Annotated in this window: 13 protein-coding genes; 8 read left to right on the top strand and 5 right to left on the bottom strand. The window is 66.6% G+C overall.

Annotation, left to right across the window (positions count from 1 at the left end):
- Positions 1 to 178: 178 nt before the first annotated feature.
- Positions 179 to 658 carry a low molecular weight protein-tyrosine-phosphatase gene (locus BMZ17_RS12045; protein WP_093138808.1) on the bottom strand — a complete coding sequence of 160 codons (480 nt, stop codon included), beginning with the start codon at positions 656 to 658 and terminating at the stop codon, positions 179 to 181.
- Positions 659 to 871: 213 nt separating this feature from the next.
- Between BMZ17_RS12045 and BMZ17_RS12050 the strand changes: the two genes are divergently transcribed.
- Together BMZ17_RS12050 and BMZ17_RS12055 are read left to right on the top strand one after the other, a co-directional pair.
- A complete protein-coding gene (locus BMZ17_RS12050; RefSeq protein ID WP_093138809.1) occupies positions 872 to 1,699 on the top strand; it encodes a helix-turn-helix transcriptional regulator in 828 nt (275 codons plus the stop codon).
- Positions 1,700 to 1,704: 5 nt separating this feature from the next.
- On the top strand, positions 1,705 to 2,109 hold the full coding sequence (locus tag BMZ17_RS12055) for a GNAT family N-acetyltransferase (protein WP_093138810.1): 405 nt from the start codon (positions 1,705 to 1,707) through the stop codon (positions 2,107 to 2,109).
- Positions 2,110 to 2,141: 32 nt separating this feature from the next.
- Here BMZ17_RS12055 and BMZ17_RS12060 read toward each other — a convergent pair whose 3' ends face one another.
- From BMZ17_RS12060 to BMZ17_RS12070, 3 genes are read right to left on the bottom strand one after another with little or no spacing between them, the layout of a single operon-like run.
- Positions 2,142 to 3,158: a phospholipase C/P1 nuclease family protein gene (locus BMZ17_RS12060; RefSeq protein WP_093139694.1), complete on the bottom strand. Its 1,017-nt coding sequence runs from the start codon at positions 3,156 to 3,158 to the stop codon at positions 2,142 to 2,144.
- 43 nt (positions 3,159 to 3,201) lie between these two features.
- Positions 3,202 to 4,071, bottom strand: a complete 870-nt coding sequence (locus BMZ17_RS12065; RefSeq protein WP_093138811.1) for an endonuclease/exonuclease/phosphatase family protein — start codon at positions 4,069 to 4,071, stop codon at positions 3,202 to 3,204.
- Between the two features lie 40 nt (positions 4,072 to 4,111).
- Positions 4,112 to 6,892: a TonB-dependent receptor gene (locus BMZ17_RS12070; RefSeq protein ID WP_175485567.1), complete on the bottom strand. Its 2,781-nt coding sequence runs from the start codon at positions 6,890 to 6,892 to the stop codon at positions 4,112 to 4,114.
- 411 nt (positions 6,893 to 7,303) lie between these two features.
- Here BMZ17_RS12070 and BMZ17_RS12075 point away from each other — a divergent pair, with 411 nt between their 5' ends.
- From BMZ17_RS12075 to BMZ17_RS12095, 5 genes are all read left to right on the top strand, one after another.
- Positions 7,304 to 8,344 (top strand): glycoside hydrolase family 43 protein, encoded by a 1,041-nt coding sequence (locus tag BMZ17_RS12075; RefSeq protein ID WP_093138813.1) that lies wholly within the window; start codon positions 7,304 to 7,306, stop codon positions 8,342 to 8,344.
- Positions 8,345 to 8,480: 136 nt separating this feature from the next.
- Positions 8,481 to 9,719, top strand: coding sequence for a sialidase family protein (locus BMZ17_RS12080; protein ID WP_175485568.1), 1,239 nt, complete (start codon positions 8,481 to 8,483; stop codon positions 9,717 to 9,719).
- Positions 9,720 to 9,785: 66 nt separating this feature from the next.
- On the top strand, positions 9,786 to 10,418 hold the full coding sequence (locus BMZ17_RS12085) for a dihydrofolate reductase family protein (RefSeq protein WP_093138815.1): 633 nt from the start codon (positions 9,786 to 9,788) through the stop codon (positions 10,416 to 10,418).
- 116 nt (positions 10,419 to 10,534) lie between these two features.
- Positions 10,535 to 10,801, top strand: a complete 267-nt coding sequence (locus BMZ17_RS12090; RefSeq protein WP_093138816.1) for a hypothetical protein — start codon at positions 10,535 to 10,537, stop codon at positions 10,799 to 10,801.
- Between the two features lie 206 nt (positions 10,802 to 11,007).
- Positions 11,008 to 12,546 carry an EAL domain-containing protein gene (locus BMZ17_RS12095; protein WP_217645791.1) on the top strand — a complete coding sequence of 513 codons (1,539 nt, stop codon included), beginning with the start codon at positions 11,008 to 11,010 and terminating at the stop codon, positions 12,544 to 12,546.
- 12 nt (positions 12,547 to 12,558) lie between these two features.
- Here BMZ17_RS12095 and BMZ17_RS12100 read toward each other — a convergent pair whose 3' ends face one another.
- A complete protein-coding gene (locus BMZ17_RS12100) occupies positions 12,559 to 14,457 on the bottom strand; it encodes a hybrid sensor histidine kinase/response regulator (protein ID WP_175485570.1) in 1,899 nt (632 codons plus the stop codon).
- 147 nt (positions 14,458 to 14,604) lie between these two features.
- Here BMZ17_RS12100 and BMZ17_RS12105 point away from each other — a divergent pair, with 147 nt between their 5' ends.
- The gene (locus BMZ17_RS12105) at positions 14,605 to 14,880 is read left to right on the top strand and encodes a hypothetical protein (RefSeq protein ID WP_093138819.1); all 276 of its coding nucleotides are present in this window, start codon (positions 14,605 to 14,607) and stop codon (positions 14,878 to 14,880) included.
- The last annotated feature ends 4 nt before the right edge of the window (positions 14,881 to 14,884 follow it).

Here is a 14,884-nt window from a genome sequence, read left to right on the forward strand (position 1 = left end):
CGGCATGCGGCCGATCCTGACGGGACGCGCCGAACGGTCCCATGCTGGCTTCGGCAGCGTCAAGGCGGTGTGTCACGAAAGCGGCGGCGCCTCACGAAGATCGTTGGAGACGCGCATGGAGGGCAGATGACGATGACCGGATCGACAGCCCGGCCGTTGTCGGACCAGGCCACCGCGTTCAGCGCGGCAGCCGGCCCCGGCGCGCCAACACGCCCTCCACGCCGGCTTCGATCATGTCGAAGGCCTCGATGAAATCCTGCGGGCCGCCGTACCACGGGTCCGGCACGTCGATGGGATTTTCGTCCTCGGCGTAGCGCATGAGCAGGTCGATGCGGGCGGTGGCATGCGCCGGCGCCATCCGCTGCAGTGCCCGCACGTGCGCGGCGGTCATGCCCAGCACCAGGTCGAACTGCGTAAAGTCGCGCGCCTGCACCTGGCGCGCGCGATGGGCCGGCATCGGCACGCCGCGCCGGCGCAGCTCCTGCAGCGCCCGCCGATCGGGCGGGTTGCCGATTTCCTCTTCGGTCACCGCCGCGCTGTCGGTGTGCACCACCAGCCCCAGCGCCGCGGCCTTGTGCAGCAGCAAGGCATGGGCGGTGGGCGAGCGACAGATGTTGCCGGTGCAGACGAACAGCACCGAGGGCAGGGATTGGGTCATGGTGAAGACAGGCTTGGGGGAAGTGGTCGCTCGCCGACGGCGCGCGTTGCGGGCAGGATCGCATGGGGGGCGCAGCGGCGTGTCCGACGCTGGGCGAACGCCACCCATTCGCGCGAAAATCACCCTGTTGATTCCACGTTGCCGCCCTTGCGCGATCATCGCGGACAGGTCGGCTGCAGCCGTCGCATTGACATCACCACCAGCAGGCAAAGCATGAGCGCTCCTGATCCCAATCTTCTTGGTGTGTACCTGCGCGATCGGCGCGCGCGGCTGGATCCGGCGGCGTTCGGCTTCTCGGCCACGCGGCGGCGGACGCCGGGCCTGCGCCGCGAGGAAGTGGCCCAGCGCGCCAACGTCAGCGCCACCTGGTACACGTGGCTGGAGCAGGGCCGCGGCGGTGCGCCTTCGACCGAGGTGCTGGAGCGCATCGCCGGTGCGCTGGCGCTGAGCCAGGACGAACGCGAGCATCTGTTCCTGCTGGCCCAGCACCGGCCGCCGGTGATGGATCTGCAGCCCAGCCAGGCCGTGAGCCCGCGTCTGCAGCGGGTGATGGACGCGCTGGTGGACAGCCCGGCGCTGGTGAAGAACGCGACCTGGGACGTGATCGCCTGGAACCACGCTTCGACCGTGCTGCTGACCGATTACGGCCTGGTGCCGCCGGCCGAGCGCAACATCCTCAAAGTGATCTTCTGCGCGCCGCACACGCGCCGCGGCATGCCCAACTGGGAGCGCGATGCGCGCTTTGCCGTGGCGGCGTTCCGCAGCGACAGCACGCGGGCCGGTGCGCGCGTGGCCAAGCAGGCCGAAGCGCTGGCGGCCGAGCTGAGCGCGCGCAGTCCCGAGTTCGCCGCGATGTGGAACGAGCACGACGTGCGCAGCCACGGCGAAGGCACCAAGCACATCAACCGGCCCGGCGTGGGTGCCATCGCGATGGACTATTCGCACTTCGTCGTCGATGGCCAGCCCGACCTGGGCATGATCGTCTACACGCCGGCAACCGAAGCCGACCGCGCGCGCATCGCCACGCTGTTGGCGGGCTGACCGGCATGGCCATCGTTTACACCGACCGCCTGGACGGCATCGACTGGAACGCGCTTGCAGCGTTGTTCAATCGCGCCGGCCTGGGCCAGCGCACGCCGGCATTGATCGAAGCCACGTTCCGCGGCAGCCAGCTCGTGGCGTTCGCGCATGACCAGGGGCGTCTGGTCGGCGCGGGGCGTGCCTTGAGCGATCGTGTGGCGTGGACGGCGATCTTCGATGTCGCGGTCGACCCGCACGCGCAAGGGCAGGGCATCGGTGGCGCGCTGATGCGGCTAATCCGCGAACGCGCCGCCACGCCGAATTTCATGCTGAAGTCGATGCCCGGCAAGGAGCCGTTCTATGCCGGGCTGGGCTTCGTGCCGATGCCGACCGGCATGGAGTGCGCGTCGGTCGATCCGGGCGCCGCTTGATCCGCCGCAGCGCCGCAGCGCGTGGCGTTGCTTCAGCCCTGCGGCAACACCGGTGACAGCGCGGCCGGCGCACTGCCGGTGACCGGGTCGTACTGCGGATGGGTGGGGTCCATGGTCGGCGGCCTGCCGGATTTGGCTGCGGTCAGCGCGCTTTCCTTCCACGCGCGGTAGACCAGGTCACGCAGCATCGCCGCGCCATCGCCGGTGGTGCGATAGACCATCTCGCGTCCGGCCTGCGTGCCGGCGCCGGTGAACGCGCCATCCTTCTCCAGCTGGTAGACCGCCTCCACGCGCGAGGTGCCGGTGGCCAGGTACGCCAGGATCAGGTCGAACACATCGCCCTGCTGGTGCGCAGGCGCGGGCAGGCGCGGCACCAGGTCCTGCGGCGCCAGCTGCATGGTGTCGACGAAGGTCGATTCGAACTTGCCATGCACACCGTGATCCAGCGTGTAGCCATGCGGATTGGCGCCCACCCAGCCGTCGTGCTGGATGCTGTCGTGCATGGGCTGCGCGCCATCGCCGATGTAGTGGCCGAACCAGCTCACGTAGAACGCGCAGGTGCGCTCCAGCTCACGGGTGTCCTGGCCCTGCGCCTGACGCTTGCGGATCTGGCGCATGGTGACCACCAGGCGCTCGTAGCCTTCGGTCGCCGCGTAGGGCAGCGTGCCGGTCCACCGCACGTTCATGCGTTGGGCCAGTTCCGGGTCGGTCCTGGCGATGCGCTGCTGCTCCTCATACAGCGCGATGACGAAGGCGTAGCGCGAGCGCGGCGGCTGCTGCATGAAGGCGAACTGCTCGCGGAACCAGCCGTGATTGGGGTCTTCCTCGATCTTCAGGAAAGGCTCGCTCTCGTTGCGCCAATCATCGGGAATGGTGGCGCCATCGCCGATCACGGCCGCGTATTGCTTCAGGAACACCGGGCCATCGGCCGGCAAGGCCAGCAGCGCGGCCTGGTCGATGGCCGCATGGGCGCGATGGCCCCACGCCCACGCATTGAACGGAAGCGCCGCGGCGACACAGAGCGCGCAGGCAAGGATGGAAGGTTTCATGCAGGAACTCCAGAAGGAACGCGAGCGCGCGGCGTCGGCCACCTCACCAATGCAGGTCGGCGATCACCGGATAGTGGTCGGACGGAAACACTTCGCCCTGATGATCGTCGGCGGTCTCCACGCGGCCGGTCCTGAAACCGCGCGACAGGATCCAGTCGATGCGTTGGGTCGGCACGCCGGTGAAGGCGTGCACGGTCTTCTCGGGGCCGACGCGTTCACTGGCCGACTCCCAGGCGTCGTGCAGCTGCGTGGTCAGCAGCCGATGGGCCGCGGTGTCCGGGCTGCTGTTGAAGTCGCCGGTCACCACCACCGGCACGTCCTTGGGCAGGCGGGCGATCCGTTCCAGCAGGATCCTCGCGCAGCGCTCGCGCACGGCTTCGGCTTCATCGCGATGCGGGAAATGCGTGTCGAAGAAGTAGAACCGCTTGCCGCTGCTGCGCTCTTCGAACTGCGCCCAGGTCGCCATGCGCGGCAGCGACTGGTCGAAGTTGGGGCTGCCCGGCACGTCCGGTGTTTCCGAATACCAGAAGTCGCCATGCTCGATCAGCTTCAGGCGCTTGGTGTCGTAGAACACGCCCATGTGTTCGTTGCCGTCCTTGTCGAGTTCGTTGCCGTTGCGCCCCTTGCCGAACCACGCATAGCCCGGCAGGCGCTGCTGGATATCGGCCGCCTGCGACAGCAGCAGTTCCTGGGTGCCGATGATGTCCGGATGGCGCGCCAGCACGGTCTTGGCCCACAGGTCGCGGCGGTGCGCCCACAGGTTGGCGCCATCCTGCGGCGCGGCGTAGCGGATGTTGAAGCTCATCACGCGCAGGCCCTCGCGCGTGGCGGCCGGTTCCGCAGGGAGGGTCGCGCTGGCGGCCAGCAGGAAGGCGCAGGCCAGCACGCGCCGGGATGCAGCAAGCAGGTTCATTCCATTCTCCGTATCGGCGTGGCGGTCGAGAGGCCGGCCATCAGTCGAGGTCGTAACTCACGTGCAGCGCGTAGGTGGCGCCGTAGTTGTTGAGGTTGCGCATGGTCTGGTAATCATCGCCGACGGTCTGGTACTGGTCTTCACCGAACAGGTTGGCCGCGCTCAGCGACACCGACCAGCGCGGGTCCAGGCGCGTGGTGAGGTTAACGTCGGTGGTGTAGCGCGAGCGGAAGCCACGGTCGCCCCAGCTGTTCGCGCCGATGGTGAAGATGTGCTTGCCGGTGTAGTTCTCGGTGACGGTCAGGCGCGTGTCGCGCCACGGCACGTGCCAGGTCAGACCCAGGTTGGCGATGTTCTTTGGCTGGGTGGAGAGCTGGTGGATCACGCGCGTGCCGGTCGAGCCGACGTAGGTCATCTCGCCGTCCATGTGGGTGGCGTTGAACATCGCATCGAAGCGCTGGTTGCCGACCTGCAGGTTGCGGTTGACCAGCGAGAACTCCACGCCCTGCACCTTGGAGTCGTCCAGGTTCTGCGGCGTGGTGATGGTGGTCACCTGGCCGTTGGCGTCGATGGATTCGCTGCTGATGCTGGCGATGTTGTCCTTGATCTTCTTGTGGAACCAGGCCAGCGAAACATAGCCGTTGCCATCGTTGAAGTATTGCTCCGCCGAGAGATCCAGGTTGGTCGAGCGCTCGGGCTTGAGGTTGGGGTTGCCGCGCGAGATCGAGCAATCGCCGCTGTCCGAATCGCAGCTCACCACTTCGGCCTGGGCGATGTTGGACGGGATCGGCCGGCCCACGGTCTGGCTGGCGCTGAAGCGCAGGTTGATGTCGTCGGTGAGGTGGTTGACGATGTTGAGCGACGGCAGCGGGTTGTCGTAGCCGCCATTGTTGGTGGTCAGGCCGGTAACCACGCCGCTGGTGATGGCCGGGGTATGCGCGGTGTAGTCCACGTCGTCGTAGCGCACGCCCAGCACTGCTTCAAGTGAATCGGTGGCGTAGTGCAGCGACAGGTAGGCGTTCTTGACCCGCTCGATGTACTCGAAATCCGAGGCCTGGCTGGAATATAGCGACGAGGTGGTGTTCACGCCCAGCGATGACCATGCGCCGTTGGCGGCGAACTGGTCGTAGTTGAAGAACGGCAGCGAATACGCCGACTTGGGATAGGTCCAGCCCGGGTCGTACAGATAACCGCTGTAGTCGCCACCGGCGGTGTTGGTGGTGGTGCTGTAGTCGGTGTCCACTTCCAGGCGTTTGTACTCGGCGCCGGCGGCCAGGCCGAAGCCTCGTGCATCGGCGCCGGTGTTGAAGGTGTAGTCCAGGCGCACGTCGCCGACTTCGGCCGTGGCGTAGGTCTGGGTGATCGAAGCGCTGGCCAGGTTATAGGTGGATCCGTAGAGGATGTCCGGGTTGGCGATCGACTGGATGTTGTAGATCTCGCCCACGCCGGAAGAGGCATAGTCCAGCTGCTGGCCGTCGCCGGGATCTGCGGTCAGGCGCACGCTCTTGCTGGTCTTGTTGACGCGATCGCGGGTGTAGCCGGCGCGCAGCGCCAGCCACTGGTTGCCTTCGGACCATTCCAGTCCGGCCAGCGCGCCGCGGTTGTTCCGCGCCCACACGTTGTTCTGGTAGATCACATTGAGCGTGGCGATGTCGTAGGTGCCCGAGGTCGCGGTCTGGTCGTGGATCGACTTCTCGGAGGTGAACTCGTAGCCGTTCTCGGTGCGGCGCTCGGTCATGCCGTAGCCGTAGACCATCAGCGAAGCGCGGAACGGGCTGTCGGTCGGCCACCACTCCAGCTTGGCCGAGCCACCGTAGCTCTTGATCCAGCGGTTGTCGGCGTAATAGGCAAAGTTGTTCGGCGCGACCAGGCCGTTCCAGCCGGCCACGTTCGGCCCGGAGATGTAGTTGCCGTCGGTGTCGTAGAAATACTGCGAGCTCTGGAAGAGCTTGTTCTGCGAGGTCTGGAATTCCTGCCGGCGCGCCGACACCGTCAGGCCGAACTGGTTGTTGCTGCCGAAGGTCGTCGAATACTTGGCGTTGAGCCCGTTGCCCCAGCGCGAGGTGGTCTTAGGCAGCGAATTGGCGCCGTCGTCGTTGCTCAGGTCGTGGTAGTTGGCGCTGGCATCGACATGCAGCGAGTTCTTCGGATGATCGAAGGCGCTGCCGCTGATCAGGCTGATGCCGGCGCCGATGCTGTCCGGGTTCTGTTCGGCCGAAAACGTCTTGTACAGGTCGACGCGGTCGGCCAGGTCGTTGGGAATCAGCTGCAGATTGATCTTGCGCTCGCCGCCGCCTTCATCGCCCACCGAAGCCATCGATATGCCATCCAGCGTGGTGCTGTTGAGGTTGGGCTCGATGCCGCGCGCGCTGATGTAGCGCGGTTGATCCTCGTCGCGCATCAGGCTCACGCCCGGCGCGGCCAGCAGCTTCTGCGCGATGGAGTCTTCCTGGCTGTGGACCTGGATGCTGTTGTCGTCCAGCGAGTCCACCGTCACCGCGGAGGTGCGCTTGCTCTCGACCGCGTTCTTGGTCGCCTGCGAGGCGGCCTTGACCGACACCGCATCCAGCGTGGTGGCGCGCTTGTCGCCGTTGGCATCGGCGGCGAGATCGTCTGACGCGGCGATGGTGTCGGTGGCTGCTGTTGAAGCGACCGGCGGATCCATCGGCGTGGCGCTGGCCTGGCCCATGGCCATCAACAACGCGAACGTGAGCGCGCCGAGGACGGGTTCCTTGCGACGCCCGAGCTCCCGGTTCAACGGCGTGTGGCCTTCCTTGAAACAAGCCTTCGTGTCCTGCTGGAACTGCGTGTGCTGCGACATGTCGTTGGATCCCGTCCGAGGTCTAAAACGATTTAGATGCGGGAGATTAGATGTCGCGCATGACAGGAAGACGGCAACGCGATGTGTTGTCGATGCAAGTGTTGGAAGCGAACGTTCCGGATGATGCTGCTTCGCGATGCGTCGCAGCTTGGTGGCGAGCGGCATGTGTCCTTGTGTGTCGACGGCGTGCAGCGCGCGGCATGTGGTCGATGTGCATCGGTGATTCGCGCGGCGTGTCGTGGACGCTCAGCGAGCGCCGCTGTCGGTAGGCGATGCGCTGGAGCAAGTTCGCCACGCGCGCTGCATGGCGTCCGTGATCACGGCCTCCTTGCCGGGGATTGGGTTATTTGTATTACAAATAAAACCCGGCTAGGCTCGCGGCCTCGAAGGGATTCCGCCAGGTGCCGTCGCATGAACGTCCTACGAAGCTTCCTGCTCGGTGCAGGCCTGTTGTTGACGGTCAGCGCGACGTCCAAGCAGCCCGATCCGCCGGGACAGGTCGCGCCGGGCGCGACGCCGGTCAACGCGGCGTATCTGTTCGTGCACATGACCGATGCCGACTACGGGCGCATGTACTACAGCGCCAGCCTGGACGGCCTGCACTGGTATCGGCTCAACGACGGTAAGCGCATCACCGACGATTACCGCGGCCATCCGGACATCGCACAGGGGCCGGATGGCACCTATTACATCGCGGGTAACCAGAGCGATGCCTCGCCGGTGATCAACCTGTGGTCCTCGCGTGACCTGATCACCTGGACGCGCTTCAGTACCTACACACCGGACCTGAAGGCCACGCCTGGCTATTCGCAGGCACTGCAGCGGATCGGCGCGCCCAAGCTGTTCTTCGACAAGGCCTCGCAGCAGTTCGTGATGACCTGGCATACGCCGCATCTGGAAGGCACGCCGGAAGACGGCGAGCGCTACTGGGCCAGCCAGCGCACGCTGTACGTGACGTCCAAGGACCTCAAGACGTTCTCCGCGCCGCCCAAGCGCCTGCTCAAGGAAGAGATGGGCACGATCGACCTGTTCCTGCGGCACGAGGAAGGCAAGTACTGGGCGGTCCTCAAGGACGAGACCTATCCGACCCTGCAGTGGACCACGGGCAAGACGATCCGCATCGCCAGTTCCGACAATCTGCTGGGTCCCTACGAACACCTGAGCGCGCCGATCAGCCCCAACTTCCGCGAGGCGCCGATGCTGATCCCGTCGCCCGACGGCAAGGCCTGGTACCTGTATTACGAGCAGTATCCGGGCGTGTCGTATGGCCTGTCGGTGTCCAGCAAACTCGCCGGCCCGTGGTATCAGATCTCCGGCTATACCTTCCGCGACGACTGGGACAAATACAGCCTGCCGCCGAAGGTCCGCCACGGCACGATGCTGACCATCACCCGCCAGCAGTACGACGCACTGGTGGACAAGTTCGGCATCCAGACCCAGAACCGCGAATAGCCCGCGTCCCGGCCTGCATCGGCAGCGCCGGGCATTCCACGCCATGACGTCCTGCGTTGCCGATCGGCGCTGCAGCGGCAGCCGTGCGCGTCGCCAAACGTTTCGTTCTCCCCATTGCCACGACGAGGATTCGCCAATGCTCCGCACACCTGCCACCGCGATCCTCGCGGCCACGCTTTCGATGGCCGGCGTGGCCACGGCTGCCAGCGATCCGCCCGCGGGCACGCTGCTGTTCGCCGCCGGCACCACACACCCGCAGGAAGAAGCCGGCTACCCGCGCGTGATCCGGCTGCAGCATGCAGGTGCGGACAACGGCACGCTGCTGGCGACGTTCGCCCACAACGGCGTGCCGGGCGAGAAGGGCAGCCTGCCGATCTATCGCTCGAGCGATGACGGCAAGACCTGGTCATCGGCGCCCATCGGGGTGGTGCGCGACACCGTGCACGGCTGGGATATCGAAGCGCCGGCCTTGTTCGAGCTGCCGGTCGCGCAGGGCGAGCTGCCCGCAGGTACCTTGTTCGCTTCGGGCACGGCCTGGAATCGTCGGGACTTCCGCCAGCAGGCGATGGAAGTCTTCATCAGCCGCGATGGCGGGCGCAACTGGAGCTATCGCAGCAGCTGTGCGTCCGAGGCGCTGCAGGTCAACAATGAAGGCCATGGCATCTGGGAGCCGTACTTCGCCATCACCGCCGATGGCAGCCTCAACTGTTTCTTCTCCGATGAGCGCACCTCGGCCGAGGGCATGGGTCAGGTGATCGCGCACGTGCGCAGCACCGATGGCGGCGCGACCTGGGGTCCACAGATCAACGACATCGGCATCCGCGATGGCGTTGCGCGGCCGGGCATGCCGACCGTGATCCGGCTGCCCGATGGGCGCTATGCGATGACGTTCGAAAACTGCAAGGCCAACCAGGATTCGAACCACGTCTGCACGGTCTACCTGAAGACCTCGCCCGACGGCCAGGACTGGTCGCCGATGGCCGACCTGGGGACGCCGATCGCCACCGCCGACGGCAAGCGCCTGCTGCACACGCCGGGCATCGCATGGACGCCATACGGCGGCAGGGACGGCACCTTGGTCGCCTCTGGACAGCGCGTGGTGTCCGGACCGGAAGGTGCGGTGACCATCGAGCCTGCTTCCGGCCGCACGTTGATGATCAACCGTACGCTAGGCAAGGGGCCGTGGACGATGATCGACGCGCCGTTCCTGATCGCGCCCACCGGCGGCTACAGCAGGGACGAGATCGCATGCCCCGGCTACAGCTCGCCGCTGCTGGCTTCCGACGGCGGCGATCTGCTGATGCTGGCGGGCACGGCCAATGCGCTTGGCAAGTGCGATATCCGCGCCGGACGGATCCGGCTGCCGGCGAAATGATCGACGCGCGCGCAACCTCGGCTTCGGTGCAATGATGCCGGCACCACGACCCGCGAGCGGCACGACATGAGCAAGGTTTTCGTCAACATCGCACTCAGTCTCGACGGCTATATGGCGCCGGAGGACATGACGCTCGAACACTGGCACACGCCCGAGCGCTGGGCGCCGAAGTGGGGCGCGCTGATGTCCTGGCTGATCAGCCAGCAGGTTTTCCGCGACAAGCTCGGCTTCGGGCCGGGCGGCGAAACCGGCGCGGTCAACGATCTGGTGCGCCACACGATGGAGCGCACCGGCGCCAACATCATGGGCAAGCGGATGTTCGAGCAGGGCGAGATTTCCTGGCCGGAGGAGGCGCCATTCCACACGCCGGTCTACGTGCTCACCCGGGAAACGCGCGCGCCGTGGGCGCGGCCGGGCGGCACCACGTTCCACTTCATCAACGACGGCCCCGAGCGCGCATTGGAACTGGCGCGGGCCGCGGCCGGCGCGCGCGATATCCGCATCTCCGGCGGTGCGGACGTGATCCAGCAATACCTGAATCTTGGCGTGGTCGACGAGCTGGAGATTGCGCTGGCGCCGGTGCTGTTCGGCAATGGCCGACGGCTGTTCGAACGGCTGCAGATGCCGGGGCCACAGTTCCGAATCGACAGCGTCCTGGCCGGTCCGGCCGCCACGCACCTGCGCTACGTGCGCAAATAGCAGGGGCGCCCAGTGCTGACGCGTGTGTTTGCAGGTCACCACGCGTCACCCCGCCTTGACTGCCGCCTGTGCGAACGTCGGTCGCGGCACGTCGCCTGCAACCGAGGGTTCCCCGCATGGCCGAGTTCAAGAAGCACTGGCGCACAGGCCGCCATGAGGACACCGAGTTCCGCGTTGAGATCTGGAGCGGCGAGGGCGGCGAGGTCTTCGCCAAGACGATCCAGATCGGCGAGCAGACGCCCATCCTCTACAGCGAAGGTGAACTGACCGCGTCCGATGCCGACGCGGTCTTTGCACTTGCCGAAGCAGTGGTGGAGGAAGAGCTGCAGCAGCGCGAGGAAAACGCCGATGCCGAGGAAGACGCGGATGACGACGACGCGTGAGGCCTGCAGCGGTCGCTGAAATTGCCGTGTCGCGCGGGCGCGATTCGTGACCTTGGTCAGCAATCGCCAGGTGCACCGCATGAACCAGCCACGCGCGCATCGCACGCCATTGCGCGCCGGAAGTACACTCCGCGCAAAGGCGTTCCGGGGGGAGGGCAGGGATGGACAGGAAGCGGGTCGTCTTGGGATTTTTTGCCCTGGGATGCATGGCATTCATGCTGCCCGTGGCGCTGTCCATCGTGTTGTCCCGGCACGAAGGCCTTAGCCAGGCGCAGACCCGCCTGGATGAACTCAGCACCGACGTGCTGCGCCGCTCCAAGATCACCCGCCTGCAGATCGATACCGCCATCGCCGCGATGGAGCGCATTCCGATCGCAGAAGCCTGCACCGACGCTTCGCTGCAGCGCATGCGCGAGGTCGTCGCCGACCTCAACTACCTGCAGGGCCTGGGCTATCTCCGCGACGGCAAGCTGCTGTGCACGACCTTCGTGCAGCTGGCCGCGCCGCTGGAACTCGGCCCGCCGCATCGGGTGACGCTGTCGGGGATCTTTTCCTGGAGCGCGCAGGAGCTGCCGGGAATGCCTGGCGCGCGCTTCAACATCAACAGCCGCAACGGCCATGCCGCGCTGATCTCGCCGAGCCTGGTGCTGGATACCTTGCCTGATCCATCCGTGTCGCTGGTCCACCTGGATCGCAACGGCGTGCTGGTCCGTTCGCGTGGCGTGTATCGGCGCGAATGGTTGGCCGGCTACTCCGGCAAGGTACGGACCTTCAGCGATGACGCTTACTTCGTGACGATCCATCCGGCCGACAACTTGGATACCGAAGTCATCGCGGCGATGCCGCTGACCGGCGTCGATGCGCTGGTGCGGAGTGCGGCGCTGCGCTTCGTGCCGGTGGGCCTGATCCTCGGCGGTGTGCTGGCCGGCCTGGTGGCGTGGGCGGCGCGTCATCATGTTTCGCTCAAGGCGCATCTGCGCCGCGCGCTGCGGCGACGCGAGTTCTTCCTGTTGTACCAGCCGGTGATCGAGCTGCGCACCCGTCGCTGCGTCGGCGCCGAGGCGCTGATCCGCTGGAAGCGGCCGTCCGGTAAGCCGATCGGCCCGGCGGTGTTTATTCCCGAGGCGGAAAAGCACGGCCTGATCCAGCACGTCACCGCGCAGGTGATGGACATGGTGGCCGAGGAATCGAAGGCGCTGATCCAGCGCCATCCCGAGATCCACATCGCGATCAATTTCTCCGCCGATGACCTGCACTCGGACCAGACCGAGGCGCGCCTGCGGGCGCTGGTGGCGGCCACCGGTGGGGCATCGCACAACATCGTGATCGAGGCGACCGAGCGCGGCCTGATCGCGCCGGATAAGGCGCAAGGCGTGCTGATGTCGATGCGCGCGAAGGGCTTCAAGGTTGCCATCGACGATTTCGGCACGGGCAATTCCAGCCTGTCCTACCTGGCGACCTACGACCTGGATTACCTGAAGATCGACAAGTCCTTCATCGATGCGCTTGGCCGCGACACGCCGGGCAGCCGGGTGGCCTTCCACATCGTGGAGATGGCCAAGACCCTGCGCCTGCAGATGGTGGCCGAGGGCGTGGAAACGCAGGAGCAGCACGACATCCTTGCTGAGCGTGGCGTGCAGTTCGCGCAGGGCTGGCTTTACGCCAAGCCGATGCCGATGGAGGCGCTGCTGGCCTTCGTTGGTGGGCGCAACGACGACGCGGCGGGCGATCCGCTGCCGGCCTGAGCCGGCGCGCCTTCAGCTGAAAACCGCGGCCAGCGCTTCGCGCAGCTTGGCCGTGGTGACCGGCTTGACCAGGTGGAAATCGAAGCCGGCTTCGGCAGTCTGTTCGCGATCCTCCTGAGCGCCCCAGCCGGTCAACGCGATGATGCGGATCGCCTCGCCACCGGGCAGAGCGCGCAGCTGGCGGCAGACTTCGTGCCCGTCCATGCCTGGCATGCCGATGTCGCTGAAGACCACGTCGGGCCGGTCGTCGTGGACGGCCTGCAGGCCATCGGGGCCGCTGTAGCGCGTGTTGATCCGATGGCCCAGCAGCTCCAGCACCATCGAGATCGAATCGGCCGCATCCACGTTGTCGTCGATGACCAGGATGCTGTGCCCGGTCGTCGCGGCCTGCGGCATATCGCCTGCGGATTTGCTCGCAGGCGCAGGCGCTGCGTGGTGTTCGATTGGCAGGGTGATGCTGAACGTGCTGCCCTGGCCGATGCCGGCGCTGTCAGCGCCGATCTGGCCGCCATGCAGGTCCACCAGTTCACGTGCCAGTGCCACACCCACGCCGAGCCCGCCGAAAGAGGCGTGGCGATCGCTGTCCACCTGGGCGAACAGTTCGAAGATGTGATCCAGCTGCGCCGGCTCGATGCCGATGCCTTCGTCGCGCACGCTGATGCTGGCCTGGTCGCCATCCTGGTGAAGTTCCAGCCGCACGTGGCCATCGGCATCGCTGAACTTGGCGGCGTTGCTGAGCAGGTTGCCCAGCGCCTGGGTGATGCGCACGGCATCGACCTGCGCCCACACCGCGTGGGCGGGCGTCACGCAGGCCAACGTCAGGCGTTGTTCCAGGTAATAGGGCTGGAAGGCCTCGGCCGCCTGCGCCACCAGCTGGGCCAGGTTGGTCCGCTCCGGGCGCAGCGTCACCTTGCCCAGGTTGATGCGATTGAGGTCCAGCAGGTCGTCCAGCAGCTGGGTCATCTGGCCGATCTGGCGCTCCATCATCGGCGTGGCTGGATGCATGGCCATGCCGTGGCTGCCCAGTTTGATGGCCTGCATGCCGCTGGTGATGGTCGCCAGCGGGTTGCGGAGTTCATGCGCGAGCATGGCGATGAACTCGGTCTTGCGCCGGCCATCGGCGCGCAACGCGTCCTCGGCCAGCTTGCGCTGGGTGATGTCGGTGAACAGGATGCCGACCTGGTTCAGCGCTGCATCGCCCAGCGGGAAGGCGTAGACGTCGTAGTAGAAGCCCAGCTCGGCCGCGCCATTCTCGAAACGCTCGGCCACGCGCGTGCGCGCGATCCGGCCGTAAGTATCGAACCAGTGCTGCTCGTGGTCCGGCGCGATCTCGCGCATCCGCCGTCCGATGCCATCGTGGATGCCGGTGACCTGCGCGAAGGCGGTGTTGATCTCCAGGAAGCGGTAGTCGCTGGCCTGGCCGTCGGCGTCGAACAACAGCTCGATCACGCAGAAGCCCGAGTTGATGCTGTCGAACAGCAGCCGATACTTGTTGGCGGCCTCCTGCGCACGCTGGCGCAGCGTGTTGCGATGGGTGACATCGTCGATCACGCCCAGCAGCGCACTGGGCTTGCCCTGCGCGTCGCGCGTGCAGACGCGAGCGCGATCGCGCAGCCAGCGCTCGCCGCCATCGGGCAGGCGGATCCGGTATTCGCTGTCCATCGGCGTCCCGTCGGCCACCAGTTGCGCGTATTCGCTGCGGGCGCCGGCCAGGTCATCGGGGCGCACCGCCCGCCACCAGTCCGCGGTGTCGTGGCCGTCCAGGCCCAGGAGCTGGCGCAGTTCGGGATCGTCCGGCGCACGGCGCTGGTCGGCCGGCGTCGCGTCGGCCTGGTACAGCGCGCCGTTGGGGCGCAGCGCATCCAAGCTGGGTGCGGCTGGCGCGAGCGCGCCCGGCGATGTGTCCTGCATGTTGGCGTTCCCCGGCAATCGCGGAGCAGGGTAGCCGGGCAATGCCGTCATGGCCGTGAACGCAGCGGGCCGCCGAGGGGCGCAACAGCGATGCCAGGCCGAAGCCGCTTCTGTACCCTTGCACGCCCCCACGCTGACCGATCCACCATGCCTGCACCGCGTCCCCGCTTCACCTATCGCCTGGCCTTCCGGCCGGTCGACGAGCAGATGTCCTCGGCCGAGCTGGCCAGCACGGTGATGCGCGTGCTGCTGTCGCTTGGCACGGCGGAGCAGGGTGTGTCGATCGTGAGCGTGGAGCGCCCGCCCAAGCAGGACGGCAATGGCCTGTACCTGGTTGCGACCGCGTCGGGCCCCGAACACTGGTACCTGGACCAGGACGACTACTTGCTCAGCGAAGGGCTGCGCGGCGAACTGGAACTCTGAGTTT

The organism is Pseudoxanthomonas sp. GM95, from assembly GCF_900109775.1.
Lineage (GTDB): Bacteria > Pseudomonadota > Gammaproteobacteria > Xanthomonadales > Xanthomonadaceae > Pseudoxanthomonas_A.